The organism is Pantoea sp. GM_Pan_3 (genome assembly GCF_026541045.1).
Classification (GTDB): domain Bacteria; phylum Pseudomonadota; class Gammaproteobacteria; order Enterobacterales; family Enterobacteriaceae; genus Pantoea; species Pantoea anthophila.
The window spans coordinates 847,995-861,638 of sequence record NZ_JALNVA010000001.1 but is presented as its reverse complement, the minus strand read 5'-3'; the positions used below and the strand labels follow the sequence as shown (position 1 = coordinate 861,638).

The following is a 13,644-nucleotide window of genomic DNA, read 5'->3' as shown; positions in this document are numbered from 1 at the left end:
GTCCTGATTAGACTGCGTTGCAGTTTTGTTAATCAGTGAGGGACGATCATGACTCTGTTGCACAGTGCGGATTTTTTTCCTGACGGCAATTACGCGATTGCGATTGAACCCCGCATCCCCCAGGCCCCCTTTCCGGAGCATCATCATGATTTTCATGAAATCGTTCTGGTTGAGCACGGCGCCGGGATTCATGTGTTCAATGGTCAGCCACAAGCGCTCTGCGCCGGCTGTGTCTGCTTTGTCCGCGATCACGATCGTCATCTTTATGAACAGACGGATAACCTCTGCCTGACCAACGTGCTCTATCGCAGCCCCGGCGCGTTCCGTTTTCTCTCCGGATTGCAGGCGCTGCTGCCGTGCGAACGGGATGGGGATTATCCTTCTCACTGGCGCATCAATCAGAAGGTGATGGCGCAGGCCCTGAGTGTGGCAGCGCAGATGCAGCAGCACGAGGCCTGGTCACTGGACAGGCAGGCGCGGCAGGAGCAGCTCTTTTTACAGCTGCTGGTGCTGTTACGTGAAGCCTGTCGTGATGGCGGTCGTCAGGATCAGGAGGCGCGTCTGCATCGCCTGCTGGACTGGCTGGCGGATCATTACAGTGATGAGATTGTCTGGGATGAACTGGCCGACCGTTTCTCTCTGTCGCTGCGAACGCTGCACCGACAGATGAAGCAGCAGACCGGCAGTACGCCGCAGCGTTATCTGAACCGTCTGCGCCTGTTACAGGCGCGTCACCTGCTGCGTCACAGCGATCTGCGCATTACCGACATCGCCTTCCAGTGTGGATTTGGAGACAGCAACCATTTCTCTACCCTGTTCAGGCGCGAATTTGGCTGCGCCCCGCGAGCGGAGCGCCAGCAGATGAGGTAAAGGAGCCGACTATGGCGTTGATACTCAGTCGTGATGACTATTTTCCCGCCCCCAGTTTACCGGTGGCGGTTGCTGAAAGGATGCCACAACCCTCTTTTCCGCCGCACCGACACGAGTTCAGCGAAATCGTCATCGTCTGGCGCGGTAATGGCCTGCACGTCCTCAACGATCGCCCCTGGCTCATCACCTGCGGCGACCTCTTTTTTATCCGCGACAGCGACTGCCATAGTTACGACAGCGTTAACGACCTGGTGCTGGATAACATCCTCTACTGCCGCGATCGCTTTGGTCTGGCGCTTGACTGGGATAGCCTGTTGCCGCCACAGGGCCCCGACGCCCCTGGCTGCTGGCGTCTGACTACGCGCGGTATGGGGCTGGCGCGCGGTGTGATCAGCCAGCTGGAGCGTGAAAGTCGCAAGAGCGATCCCCTGTCGGTTCAGCTCTCTGAAGCCCTGTTTCTGCAGCTGGTGCTGATTCTGCGGCGCCACGGCTACGCCGCCGATCGCCCCTGGGTTCTGCCGGAGGGGGAACAGCTCGATCTGCTGATGTCAGCGTTGCAGGGGACGATTTCCCGGCCGTTTGATCTGGCAGCGTTCTGCCAGCAAAACCAGCTGAGCGAACGGGCGCTGAAACAGCTTTTCCGTCAGCAGACCGGGATGACCATCGGCCATTACCTGCGTCAGTTACAGCTCTGTCAGGCAAAATATCTGCTGCGAACGCAGGCGTGCCTGATCAGCGAAGTGGCGGCCCGCTGCGGCTTTGATGACAGTAACTATTTTTCCGTGGTTTTCACCCGTGAAACCGGCCTGACACCCAGTGCCTGGCGTCAGCGATTTCTCCCCTCCGGGCCAGCGCTGAAAAGCGCCGAACCGGAATAACACGGCTCTGCAGAGCGGGCTCGTAAAGATCTGTTCCGTATCGCTGTGAGGGGGAGCCAGTACAGGGAACAGGGTCAGATCGGAAAGTCGCTTAAGCCATCCATGGCCGCTCGGCCCGCGCCGTCCCTGGCGCGGGACGCTTTCCTCCTCTGACCCTGTTCCCTGTACCCTGAATTTGTGCGTCGCGGCCTGATCCGCCCGTTCAGATGGAAACCTGGTGATTGGGCCTGTCAGACAGGCCCGTTCTCCTCCGCGCCGCAGGAAGCCTGCGGCTTACGCTGCCATACCCAGCCCAACGATGTTTGCCGCGATGATAATGACCACGCAGCCAATCGATAACACACTGACCGGGCGGCGTCCCGCTGACTTCCACTCTTTCAACAGCAGGCCTACCAGTCCCCCGCACAGCACATACAGGCTCATGTGCAGCATCCAGCTGACATAGTCATACTGCGGCGGGATTCGGGCGTGGCCCCAGGCGTAAAAGAAAAACTGCAGATACCACATGGTGCCGCCAAGCACGGCGAACGCGGTATTAGCAATAAGCAGCGGCCTGGCGACGGAAAAGTCCCTGCGAACTGACAGATCGGGTCGGGTAGCCAGCCGCCAGAAGCAGAAGCCCAGGTTCACCAGCGCCCCACCGCCCATGATGATCACATAGCTGGGTAACGCCACATAGAGCGGGTCGATCCCCAGATTCGCGGCGGCCTGATGCATCGGCTTCGCGGCATCCATCGCAAAGGACATCCCCGCCGAGAAGATGCCGCACATCACCGCCAGCAGCAAACCCTTTCTGAGATTAAACTCTTCGGCGTTGATCCCCAGCGCCCGCTCCTTCAGCAATCCGGCACGCGACACAATCCCGACGCCAGCCAGGGCCACCAGCACGCCCAGTAAGGTCAGCCGCCCCCCCGCAGAGGCAAATAACTCGCCAAAGCGCCCCTGCAGCAGCGGCGTCATCAGCGTGCCGACCACCAGCGTAATACCAATCGCGATGCCGATGCCCATCGACATGCCGAGATAGCGCATGGTCAGTCCGTAGTTGATATTACCGATGCCCCACATCGCGCCGAAGAGAAACACGGGTGTCAGCTGCGACAGCGTGAAGCTGCTGTAATAAGCCCGGAAGTCGGGCAGCAGAATGGCACTGACCGCCCACGGCAGGATCAGCCAGGAGATCAGGCCCCCCACCGACCACATGGTTTCCCAGGACCATCGTTTTACCTGCTTAAACGGCGCGTAGAAACACGCGGCGCTGGCAGCGCCGACAAAATGCCAGAAAATCCCCGCAATAATGGCACTGTTCATTGTTATTCCCCGGTTTGGTTGAGGTCTGTCGGAAAGCGCTCAGCTTCCGCTCAGCAGGCAGTCTACGGTTTGCATCGATTCCTCAGCCTTTGGATGAATGCCGGAAGCCCGCGCGGAGTGGCAATATTGACCCGATGCTGCTGTCAGGGATCACAATTCTGCAGTTGTCAGAGGCCGGGCTGCCTGAACAGGTAAGTGCCTTATAATTCACTGTTTTTCCCCTTTTTGCTGTGTGGCGCAGCACAATTCACGCGTCACTGCCATGCACGCTACCCGCGTGGCAGAGGCGCAAAGAAGCCTTTCATTCCCACCTGCAAGGTCGTATACACTGGGGAAAATTGATCGGTTCAGGGTTCAGGATGACGACTAAGTGGTTAACACTGTTTCTTTCGCAGGCAGTCAGCCGGGTGATGCTGGATGATATCCGCGCGATAGTGCCTGCTGAGGCGCTAAAGGTGTTTGTGAATGGCATGGATGAAGCCCACTACGCCACCATCGAATGTATACAGGCGGAGCAGCACTGCGCGCTGATCGCCTCCGCGATTGTGGTCTGGCGTCAGCTGGGGCATATCGAGCATATTCTGTATAAGAAGGGAGAGGTGTTAAGGGAGGAGACGGAGGCCACGCAGTTTCAGCTCTTTACGCTGCTGAAAACCCATCGCGCAGTGCTGCAGATCTCATGATAAGATTGCGCCCCCATAGTGCTGTTTGCAGCAGGTAGAGTATGAGAATTGGCATCCTGTTTCCGATCGCCATCATTGTGGCAGGCGTCGGCTTTCTGGCGTGGTTTATCGGCAGCGGTCTGGCCATGCCAGGCTCGTAACGGCTAAGGCAGCAGCGTGACGCGCGCTGCCCGTCGCCCGGCGTGGCCGACTGCGGGTCAAGGCTAGCGCAGCTGACTGTCTTTACTGCCCCGACGGTTATATAAACTGCTGGTCTGCTGCTGTTTATCGATTTTTTCCTGACAGGCTACGCAGTAGCGTACCCCTTTCAGCGCCTGGCGGCGGGCTTCAGGAATCGGCTCGCCACAGAGTTCACATTCGGTCGCGCTTTCGCCATGACCCAGCGACTGCCTCACCCGCTCGATGCCATCATTGACGGTGCTGTCAATCTGCTCCTGTACTGCGCCTTCTGACGCCCATCCGTTAGCCATGATACACCCCCTTTTTTTCATTACATTGCTTCTATAAATCTACAACATATTGACGTTTTTGCCGCAGAGCAGCGCACTATCTGTCACTGGCTGCCAGCCAGACGCCGCAACTGGCACTCAGCATAAGGTCACCCGCCCGCATCTGCTTCACCCTGCCATCACATTACTGCAACGTGTCGATAGCGGAGAGTTAAGTAAATGACAACACATCATCAACATTACATTAATGGCCAGTTTGTCGGTTCGCAGGGTGACCAGTGGATTGAGGTGATCAACCCGGCCACCGAGGCGTTGCTGTCACGCATCCCGCAGGGAAGTCGTGAGGACGCCCGTCTTGCCATCCACGCGGCAGAAGCCGCTCAGCCGGACTGGGAGGCGCTGCCTGCGGTAGAGCGTGGTCTCTGGCTGCATAAAATCGCCTCGGCCATCCGTGAGCGCGAACCGGAGCTGACGGCCACGATTGTGGCCGAAGGCGGAAAAACGCAGGGACTGGCGAAGACCGAAGTGCTGTTTACCGCCGACTATCTCGATTACATGGCGGAGTGGGCGCGGCGTTATGAAGGCGAAATCATCAACAGCGATCGACCCGGTGAGCATATCTTCCTGTTCAGAAAGGCGATTGGGGTGACAACCGGGATACTGCCGTGGAATTTTCCGTTCTTCCTGATCGCCCGTAAAGCCGCACCTGCCCTGATCACCGGCAACACCATCGTCATTAAACCCAGTGAGCTGACGCCAAACAATGCGGCGATCTTCGCCGATATTCTGCAGCAGACAGGCCTGCCCGCTGGGGTGATCAATATCGTCTATGGTTTCGGGCAGGACGTGGGCCAGGAGCTGGCGGCAAACCCGAAAGTCGGGCTGGTCAGCCTGACGGGTAGCGTCGGTGCAGGCATCGCCACCATGCAGGCCGCAGCACAGAACGTCACCAGCGTCTCCCTGGAGCTGGGCGGTAAGGCCCCGGCGATTGTCATGGCGGATGCTGACCTGGAGCTGGCCGTGCGCGCCATCGTCGCTTCGCGAATGATAAACAGCGGCCAGGTCTGTAACTGCGTTGAACGGCTCTATGTGCAGGAGGCGATTTATGACCGCTTTATCAACGCGCTCACGGCGGCTTTTCAGCAGGTGACCCTGGGTGACCCCGCCGAACAGAGCGATGTTGATATGGGGCCGCTGATCAGCGCTGCGGCACGCGATCGCGTTGAGCAGAAGGTGGCTGAGGCGGTCGCCGCAGGTGCCAGCGTGGTGCTGGGCGGCCGGCGCGCCGGCGAGAAAGGCTTTTTCTTCCAGCCCACGCTGCTGACCGGGGTTCGTCAGGAGATGCCGATTATGCAGGAGGAGATATTCGGGCCTGTGCTGCCGGTGATGAGCTTCAAAACGCTGGATGAGGCGATAGCCCTGGCAAACGACTGCCAGTATGGGCTGACCTCTTCCCTCTATACGCAGGATCTCAACACCACGCTCTACGCCCTGCGTAAGCTGAAGTTTGGCGAAACCTATGTTAACCGTGAAAATTTTGAGGCCATGCAGGGCTTTCATGCCGGATGGCGCAAATCGGGCATTGGCGGTGCCGATGGTAAACATGGTCTGGAGGCCTATCTGCAGACCCATGTCGCCTATCTGCAGGGCCATTAACAAAACGGGCCGCACAGGCGGCCCGCTTAATCTTTCTGTTCGCGACTCACTGACTGATGTCGACCGGATAGAAGATGTGTTTGCCAAAGGGATCGACCTGATAGCCGCTGACCGATTTGCGCACGGGCTCGAAGATCGTCGAGTGCGCAATCATCACCGCGGGCATCTGATCATGCATCATCTGCTGCGCCTGCAGATAGAGTGCGGTGCGTTTGCCCTGATCCGGTTCGGCACGCGCTTCGGTAATTAACTTTTCAAATGGCTGATAGCACCATTTCGACGAGTTAGACCCGCCCTGTGCCGACGTGCAGCTGTAAAGCGGGCCAAAGAAGTTATCCGGATCGCCGGTCGCAGTGGTCCAGCCCATGAGTGCTGCCTGATGCTCGCCGCTGCGTACCCGTTTCAGGTATTCGCCCCACTCGTAGCTGACGATGCTGGCTTTGATGCCGACTTTGGCCCAGTCCGCCTGAATCATCTCCGCCATGCGGCGCGCGTTAGGGTTATAGGGGCGCTGCACCGGCATCGCCCAGAGCGCGATCTCCGTGCCCGGTTTGACCCCCGCCTGCTGCAACAGGACTTTGGCCTGCTCTGGATCGTAGTCGTAATCTTTCAGATCTTTGTCGGCGCTCCAGACGCCCGGCGGCAGGATATTTTTTGCGACCGTGCCGGTGCCTTTGAAAATCGCCTCAATGATGGCCGGTTTGTTAATGGCCATCGCCAGCGCCTGGCGCACTTTGACATTGTCGGTGGGAGCTTTAGTGGTGTTAAACGCCAGGAAACCGGTGTTCAGTCCCGCCTTCTGTTCCAGGGTGATGTCGGGGTTAGCGCGCATCTTCTCCAGATCGGCGGGATTAGGGAACGGCATTACCTGACACTCGTTCTTCTCCAGTTTGGCATAGCGCACGGAAGCATCCGGCGTAATGCTGAACACCAGCCGATCAATCTTCGCCTTGCCCTGCCAGTAGTCCGGAAACGCCTTGTAGAGAATGCGTGAATCCTTCTGATACTGCACCAGCTCAAACGGGCCGGTACCAATCGGATTCATATCCACCTTCTCCGGCGTCCCCGCCTTCAGCATGGCATCGGCATATTCGGCTGAGTGGATCGAGGCGAAATACCAGGCGAGATCGGCCAGAAACGGCGCTTCAGGATGTGAGAGCGTAAAGCGGACGGTGTGATCATCCACCCGGTCGATGCTTTTGATCAGGGTAGAGAGTTCCAGACTTTCAAAGTTCGAGTAGGTGCCGCCAGAGACGTTGTGGTAGGGGTTTTTCGGGTCCATCTGGCGCATAAACGAGAAAATTACATCATCGGCGTTAAAGTCGCGGCTGGGTTTAAACGCCTTATTACTCTGAAACTTTACGTTCTGCCGCAGATGGAAGGTATAAACCTTGCCGTCAGGGCTGATCTCCCAGCGTTCAGCCAGACTGGGCACCAGCTCGGTGGTGCCGGGGGTGAAGTCCACCAGCCGGTTGAACACCGGCACGGCGCTGGCATCCACACTGGTCCCGGAGGTGTAGAGCTGAGGATTGAAGTTTTCTGGCGAACCTTCAGAGCAGTAAACCAGGGTTCTGGCGTTCACGCTGCCAGCCAGCGCGACGCCTGCCGTCATCAGCGCTAAGGTGGCTATCTTTGTTTTCATTATCATCCTCGCTTTGTATTGACTTCTGGTGGGCACAATATCTAAATGAATCATTCAGATGCTTCATTGATAGCACGATTCGGCACCATAGCGAACCCTGCCTGTAGCTGACTAATAAGGAATAGTGATGACAGACAAACCTGAGTCGCAGCTCACCGAACGTTTTTTCCGTTACCTCGCCGTCAGCAGCCAGAGCGATGCCAAATCCACCACCCTGCCCAGCACACCGAGCCAGCACGCCATGGCTGCCCTGCTGGCGGAGGAGCTGCGTGCGCTGGGACTGGATCAGGTGGTGGTGGATGAACATGCCACCGTGACCGCCGTGAAGCGCGGCAACCGCCCTGACGCGCCACGCATCGGCTTTATTACCCATATCGACACCGTTGATGTCGGTCTCTCGCCCGATATCCATCCGCAGATCCTCATCTGGCAGGACGAAGATCTCTGTCTCAACGCACAGCAGGATATCTGGCTGCGCCGCGATGAACATCCGGAGATCGCGCCCTACATCGGTGAGCCGGTGATTTTCAGCGACGGCACCAGCGTGCTGGGCGCAGACAACAAAGCCGCCGTGGCTGTGGTGATGACGCTGATGGCAAACCTCAGCGGCGACCATGGCGATATCGTGGTGGCCTTTGTGCCGGATGAGGAGATCGGCCTGCGCGGGGCGAAAGCGCTGGATCTGGAAACGCGCTTTAACGTGGACTTTGCCTGGACCATCGACTGCTGTGAACTGGGCGAAGTGGTCTATGAGAACTTCAATGGCGCCGCCGCAGAAATCGTGTTTACCGGCGTGCCGGCGCATCCGATGTCGGGCAAAGGGGTGCTGGTAAATCCCCTGCTGATGGCGCACGACTATATCAGCCTGTTTGACCGCCAGCAGACCCCGGAGCATACCGAAGGACGTGAAGGCTATATCTGGTTTAACGAGATTCAGGCTAACGCCAGCCGGGCGACCCTGAAAGCCTCCATCCGCGATTTTGACCTGACCCGCTTTGCGGCACGCAAAGAGCAGTTAGAAGCGGCAGCCAGGGATATTGCGGCGCGTTACCCAACCGGTGAGGTCAGCATCACCATCAGTGATATCTACAGCAACATCAGCAATGCGCTGGGTGAGGATCGGCGGGCGATCGATCTGATCTTCACGGCTTTTGCCGCGCTGGAGATTGAACCCAAAGTGATCCCGATGCGCGGAGGAACGGACGGCGCGGCCCTCTCAGCCAAAGGCTTGCTGACGCCGAACTTCTTTACCGGCGCGCATAATTTCCATTCGCGCTTTGAGTTTCTGCCCATCTCTTCGTTTGTGAAGTCTTATCAGGTCGCGGAGAAACTCTGCCATCTGGCGGCAGAGTAAACCGCAAAGTCGGGCGCATTTCGCGCCCGATTAAGGTCAGGGTTTCGCGCTGACATCAATGCCAGGGAAATATTTTTCCGCCAGCTTTTTAATGGTGCCATCGCTCTGCACTTTGGCAATTGCCGCATCCAGCGACTGTTTCAGCTGGGTGTCATCCTTACGCAGTCCGTAGCCGATGCCGGAGCCTAGAATCGCGTCATCCTCGACCGGTTTGCCGACAAAGCCGAAACCTTTGCCCTGTGGCTTATCGAGAAAGCCGGACTGACCGGCAGCAGACATCACCAGCGTGCCGTCAAGACGCCCCGCGACCATGTCGTTGTAAACCTGGTTCTGATCCTGATAAGAGGTCACCGTCACGCCCTGCGGCTCCCAGTGCTTCTTCGCGTAAGTTTCCTGAATGGACCCCTGCAGAACCCCGATATTTTTGCCTTTCAGACCGTCAGCGGTCGGGGCCAGATTCTCGCCGATCTTCGCCACTAACATCGTCGGAATACGGTAGATGGGCTGGGTAAAGGCGATGCTTCTGGCGCGCGCTTCAGTAATGTTCATCGCCGAGTTAATCGCGTCGAACTTCTTCGCCTGCAGCGCCGGGATCAGCGCATCAAAGCTGCTCTCGACCCAGTGGCAGGTAAATTTGCCCGCCTGACAGATTGCATTGCCCAGCTCAATATCAAAGCCTTCGAGTTCACCCTTCGCGTTGCGGCTTTCAAACGGGGGATATTGTGACTCCACGCCGTAACGTAAATCCTGTGCCAGTGCCTGTAGCGATGTCATCATGCCCAGAGCGAGGAAAAGCGCGTTCAGTTTCTTCATTATTAGCCCCGAAAAGTATTATTTACCCGTTTCCCCAGCTTCACGCTGTCGCGTGATTCAGCAGGAAAACGCACTCAGCGCTGCTGCGCCAGCTTCCAGCGTCGCCTCGTCCTTTGCAAAAGAGAGACGAATCAGTTTGTTGTCTGTGCCATCCATATAAAACGCCGACAGCGGAATGGTCGCCACGCCGTGATCGACGATAAGACGTTTTACCATTTCACTGTCGGGTTCGTCACTGAAATGTCCGTAGCTGGCGAGCATAAAGAACGAACCGGCGCTCGGCAGCAGCCTGAAGGGCGAATCCTGCATCAGCGCAATCAGCCGGTCGCGTTTCTGCTGATAGAATGCGCTGAGCGACAGATAATGATCCGGTGTCTGCAGATAGTGTGCGAAGCCCACCTGCATCGGCGTATCGGCGGCGTACATCATGAACTGATGCACTTTAACCAGTTCGCTCATCAGCGCCGCCGGGGCCAGACAGTAGCCCACCCGCCAGCCGGTCACGTGAAAGGTCTTGCCAAACGAGGAGACGATGACGCTGCGCGCAGCCAGCTCCGGATGCGTCGCCATCCCGCAGTGCGGGCGGCCATCAAACAGAATGTGCTCGTAAACCTCATCCGAGAGCACCACGATGTCTGTGTTGCGGATTAAGGCTGCCAGCTGGTTCAGATCCTCAGACGTCAGCACCTGTGCGCTGGGGTTGTGTGGCGTATTGATGATGATCATGCGGGTGCGCGGCGTAATCGCAGCCCGTAACGCCTCCCAGTCGATTGCAAAGGAAGGCACCGCCAGCTTCAGCCCGACCGGCTTTCCGCCCTGCAACCGGACGACTGGCGCATAGCTGTCGAAGGCTGGCTCAAAGAAGATCACCTCATCCCCCTGATGCACCAGCGCGGTGATCGCCATATAGATCCCCTGACTGGCGCTGCCGGTGATCAGCACTTCGCTGGCGGGATCGTATTTCGCGCCATAAAGCGCCTCGACTTTCGTGGCGAGCGCATCACGCAGGGCGGGCAGCCCCATCATGGGAGCATACTGATTGTGCCCCTCCTCCATCGCGCGGCTGACGGAGGCGACCAGCGCCGGGTCACAGGGAAAACCAGGTGCGCCCTGCGACAGGTTAATCGCCTGATGCTGCGCTGACAGCTGGCCAATCACGCTAAAAATAGTGGTGCCGACATCCGGCAGTTTTGAGTGAACAGCAACAGGCGTTGTCAGGGACATACTCTCTCCATCAGAAACATAGCCGGTCTGATCCGGTAAAAAACTATTCAACGGGCTGCGGCTTGAGTCGGCAAGCGAAATGTCGTCATAATAGCCATGACAAAAATGCATAGCTGAGGTTTATCGTGTCGCGCTCATCGCTGCCGCTTAATGCCATCCACGCTTTTCTGGTGACCGCCCGCCATCTCAACCTGACCCACGCGGCGGGTGAACTCTGTCTGACTCAGGGGGCCGTGAGCCGCAAAATTGCCGCGCTGGAGCAGTGGCTGGGGGTAACGCTGTTTGACCGTCATGCCCGCGGGCTGCGGCTGACCGCCCAGGGCAGCGCGCTGCTGCCGGAACTGCGTCAGGGATTTGAGATGATGGTGCAGGCCAGCGAGAAGGTGCGGCGCACGCAGGTCAGCATTCTGCTGAAAGCGCCGAGCTGCGCGATGCGCTGGCTGGTTCCCCGGCTGATCGCGCTGGAGCAGCAGCGGCCGGAACTGCATGTGGCGCTGACCACCACGCTGGATCACGCAGCCCGGCTGGGAAACTTTGATGCGGCGATTGTGTATGGCAAGCCACAGCCCGACGGGATCACCCTGTTCAGCGAGTCACTGACACCGGTCATGGCGGCGGTTCAGCCCGCACCAGACGACCTGGCGGCGCTGGAGACGATGACGTTTCTGCATCCCACAGAGGACAAACGTGACTGGCAGTGCTGGCTGGCGGCGCAGCAGGTGACGCTGAAGATGCCGCGCAATCAGCATTTTTCCACCATGGACTTAGCGATCAGCGCGGCGATTCAAGGATTTGGGGTAGCGATTGCCGACAGCAATCTGGTGGAGAGTGATATCGCCAGCGGCAGGCTGATTAAGCCGTTCGCTGGCGAGGTGAAAACCGGCGCCGTTTACAGTTTACTTCAACGGGCGCCGCAGGATGCGCCACCCTTCCTGGCGGAACTGGTGGCGTGGCTGTGCCGGGATCAGAAGGTGACCCAGTCGCCATTATCCACAGGTTTAGCCTGAGCCACGCTCAGCGCTGACGCTTTCGGCGCGGTGGGCTTGTGGCTGATGACCGGCGCAGGCTGGCTGGTGCCGGAAAGGCGGAATTTCGATACCGACGCCTGGAGCGCTTCCGTCTGCAGGGCGAGCGCACTGGCCGCCGCAGAGACCTCTTCGACCAGTGAGGCGTTCTGCTGGGTCACGCTGTCCATTTCGGTCACTGCCGTGCCAACCTGAGAGATGCCCTTGCTCTGCTCTTCCGAGGCAGAGGCGATCTGTTTCATGATGGCATCCACATCCTGCACCGATTTCAGGATGTTGTTCATGGTGCCACCCGTGGTGCTGACCAGTTCGGCGCCTTTATCCACCCGCTGAACCGACTCTTCGATCAGCGTGGCGATCTCTTTGGCAGCGTTAGCACTGCGCTGGGCAAGACTCCGCACCTCTGAAGCCACCACCGCAAATCCGCGCCCCTGTTCCCCGGCACGCGCCGCTTCAACCGCGGCGTTGAGGGCCAGAATGTTGGTCTGGAAGGCGATACCGTTAATCACGTTGGTGATCTCAGCAATTTTCTTCGAGCTGCCGGAGATGCCATCCATGGTGCTGATCACTTCACTCACCAGCTGACCACCACGCTGCGCTGTCGTGGTCGCGGTCTCGGCCAGCAGGCTGGCCTGACGCGCATTGTCGGCGTTGAATTTCACGGTCGCCGTCAGTTCCTCCATGCTGGCCGCAGTCTGTTCCAGCGCTGAGGCCTGCTCTTCGGTACGGGAAGAGAGATCGTTGTTTCCGGCAGAGATCTCCGCCGCGCCACGGGAGATATTTTCCGTGCCGTTGCGAATCGCACTGACCGCTTCGCGCAGGCTGTCCTGCATCGCACCCAACAGCGGCACCAGCTTACCGACGCAGTTGCGGCCAAAATCGGTCACCGGCTGGCTCAGATCGCCCGTGGCAATGACCGCGAAGTGCGTGCGGATGCTCTCCAGCGGACGCACCAGCATCGCCACCAGATAGCGATCGGTAAACAGCAGAATCAGCAGGCCGATGATCACCGCAATGGTGATAATCGTCTTGGTAATGGAGGTGAGATGATCGACCTCCACGCGGGTGGTATCGAGTTTTTCAGCCGCACCCTGGTTGAATTTGTCGGCACTCACGCCAAAGGCGCGGCTCAGCGGCGGGGTAACGTTGTTCGCCTGCTGGCGATAGGCATCCGGCGACGCCTGACGGGCCAGCTGCAGCTGCGGGGTCACGCCTTCGTCCAGCAGTTTCTGCCAGCTCTGAATCACGCTATCCACCACCTCCGGGTTCATCGGGCCCGGTGCCAGCTGCTTAAAGCGCGCCAGTTGCTGCGTCATGCTGTCCAGCGCCTGCTGCACCGGGGCATAGGCTTCATCCGTTAATGTTTTACCGGCAGCTTTACCTTCCATAACGCGCGACAGGCGCGTCACGACGCGGAAATATTGATCGTTCCCTTTGCTCAGAACCGTCATCTGTTCAACCAGATGACGGTCAACATCGTTGCCTTCGCTCAGCGCGCCAAGCGAGTGGATGCTATAGAGCCCGACGCCGCTCCAGAGTAAGCAGAACAGTCCCAGAATGGAGAGCATCACTGCTCTGATGGTAAAATTTTTAAGCATTCCCATACCAAAATCCTATACACGTTGACCCGCGAGTGTCGGGCATAGGAGGTTTATCGGCATGGAATTGTGAAGATGTAACTGTTTTGTTACCTAATATTTTACAGCGTCCGGATGTCAGATTTCGGTTAAAAATACGCTTCA

At 58.3% G+C, this 13,644-nt stretch carries 13 protein-coding genes; 7 read left to right on the top strand and 6 right to left on the bottom strand.

What is annotated here, in order from left to right:
• The first annotated feature begins 48 nt into the window (after window positions 1-48).
• Window positions 49-870 carry an HTH-type transcriptional activator RhaS gene (gene rhaS / locus OXR04_RS04080; protein WP_265139250.1) on the top strand — a complete coding sequence of 274 codons (822 nt, stop codon included), beginning with the start codon at window positions 49-51 and terminating at the stop codon, window positions 868-870.
• Window positions 871-881: 11 nt separating this feature from the next.
• Window positions 882-1,748, top strand: coding sequence for an HTH-type transcriptional activator RhaR (gene rhaR / locus OXR04_RS04075; protein ID WP_267369305.1), 867 nt, complete (start codon window positions 882-884; stop codon window positions 1,746-1,748).
• A 273-nt stretch (window positions 1,749-2,021) separates the two neighbouring features.
• On the opposite strand, the gene rhaT is transcribed toward rhaR, so the two are convergent.
• Complete coding sequence (gene rhaT / locus OXR04_RS04070; RefSeq protein WP_009090114.1) at window positions 2,022-3,056, bottom strand: L-rhamnose/proton symporter RhaT; 1,035 nt, start codon at window positions 3,054-3,056, stop codon at window positions 2,022-2,024.
• Between the two features lie 359 nt (window positions 3,057-3,415).
• Between rhaT and OXR04_RS04065 the strand changes: the two genes are divergently transcribed.
• Together OXR04_RS04065 and OXR04_RS04060 are read left to right on the top strand one after the other, a co-directional pair.
• Window positions 3,416-3,739, top strand: a complete 324-nt coding sequence (locus OXR04_RS04065; protein WP_058957917.1) for a hypothetical protein — start codon at window positions 3,416-3,418, stop codon at window positions 3,737-3,739.
• A gap of 41 nt (window positions 3,740-3,780) precedes the next feature.
• Entirely contained in the window at window positions 3,781-3,879 is a 99-nt protein-coding gene (locus OXR04_RS04060) for a YoaK family small membrane protein (protein WP_008925225.1), read from the top strand.
• A 63-nt stretch (window positions 3,880-3,942) separates the two neighbouring features.
• On the opposite strand, the gene OXR04_RS04055 is transcribed toward OXR04_RS04060, so the two are convergent.
• A complete protein-coding gene (locus OXR04_RS04055; RefSeq protein ID WP_009090111.1) occupies window positions 3,943-4,209 on the bottom strand; it encodes a DksA/TraR family C4-type zinc finger protein in 267 nt (88 codons plus the stop codon).
• 198 nt (window positions 4,210-4,407) lie between these two features.
• Here OXR04_RS04055 and aldA point away from each other — a divergent pair, with 198 nt between their 5' ends.
• Window positions 4,408-5,844, top strand: coding sequence for an aldehyde dehydrogenase (aldA, locus tag OXR04_RS04050; RefSeq protein WP_265139247.1), 1,437 nt, complete (start codon window positions 4,408-4,410; stop codon window positions 5,842-5,844).
• Window positions 5,845-5,890: 46 nt separating this feature from the next.
• Here the strand turns inward: aldA and OXR04_RS04045 are convergent, their stop codons facing one another.
• A complete protein-coding gene (locus tag OXR04_RS04045; protein WP_009090108.1) occupies window positions 5,891-7,486 on the bottom strand; it encodes an ABC transporter substrate-binding protein in 1,596 nt (531 codons plus the stop codon).
• A 127-nt stretch (window positions 7,487-7,613) separates the two neighbouring features.
• Between OXR04_RS04045 and pepT the strand changes: the two genes are divergently transcribed.
• On the top strand, window positions 7,614-8,840 hold the full coding sequence (pepT, locus tag OXR04_RS04040; RefSeq protein ID WP_267369304.1) for a peptidase T: 1,227 nt from the start codon (window positions 7,614-7,616) through the stop codon (window positions 8,838-8,840).
• Window positions 8,841-8,876: 36 nt separating this feature from the next.
• On the opposite strand, the gene OXR04_RS04035 is transcribed toward pepT, so the two are convergent.
• Window positions 8,877-9,653 carry a transporter substrate-binding domain-containing protein gene (locus OXR04_RS04035; RefSeq protein WP_267369303.1) on the bottom strand — a complete coding sequence of 259 codons (777 nt, stop codon included), beginning with the start codon at window positions 9,651-9,653 and terminating at the stop codon, window positions 8,877-8,879.
• 57 nt (window positions 9,654-9,710) lie between these two features.
• Entirely contained in the window at window positions 9,711-10,877 is a 1,167-nt protein-coding gene (locus OXR04_RS04030) for a methionine aminotransferase (protein WP_267369302.1), read from the bottom strand.
• Window positions 10,878-11,002: 125 nt separating this feature from the next.
• Between OXR04_RS04030 and OXR04_RS04025 the strand changes: the two genes are divergently transcribed.
• Entirely contained in the window at window positions 11,003-11,884 is an 882-nt protein-coding gene (locus tag OXR04_RS04025; protein ID WP_267369301.1) for a LysR family transcriptional regulator, read from the top strand.
• Here OXR04_RS04025 and OXR04_RS04020 read toward each other — a convergent pair.
• Window positions 11,842-13,506: a methyl-accepting chemotaxis protein gene (locus tag OXR04_RS04020; protein WP_267369300.1), complete on the bottom strand. Its 1,665-nt coding sequence runs from the start codon at window positions 13,504-13,506 to the stop codon at window positions 11,842-11,844. The genes OXR04_RS04025 and OXR04_RS04020 overlap by 43 nt on opposite strands.
• Between the last annotated feature and the right edge of the window lie 138 nt (window positions 13,507-13,644).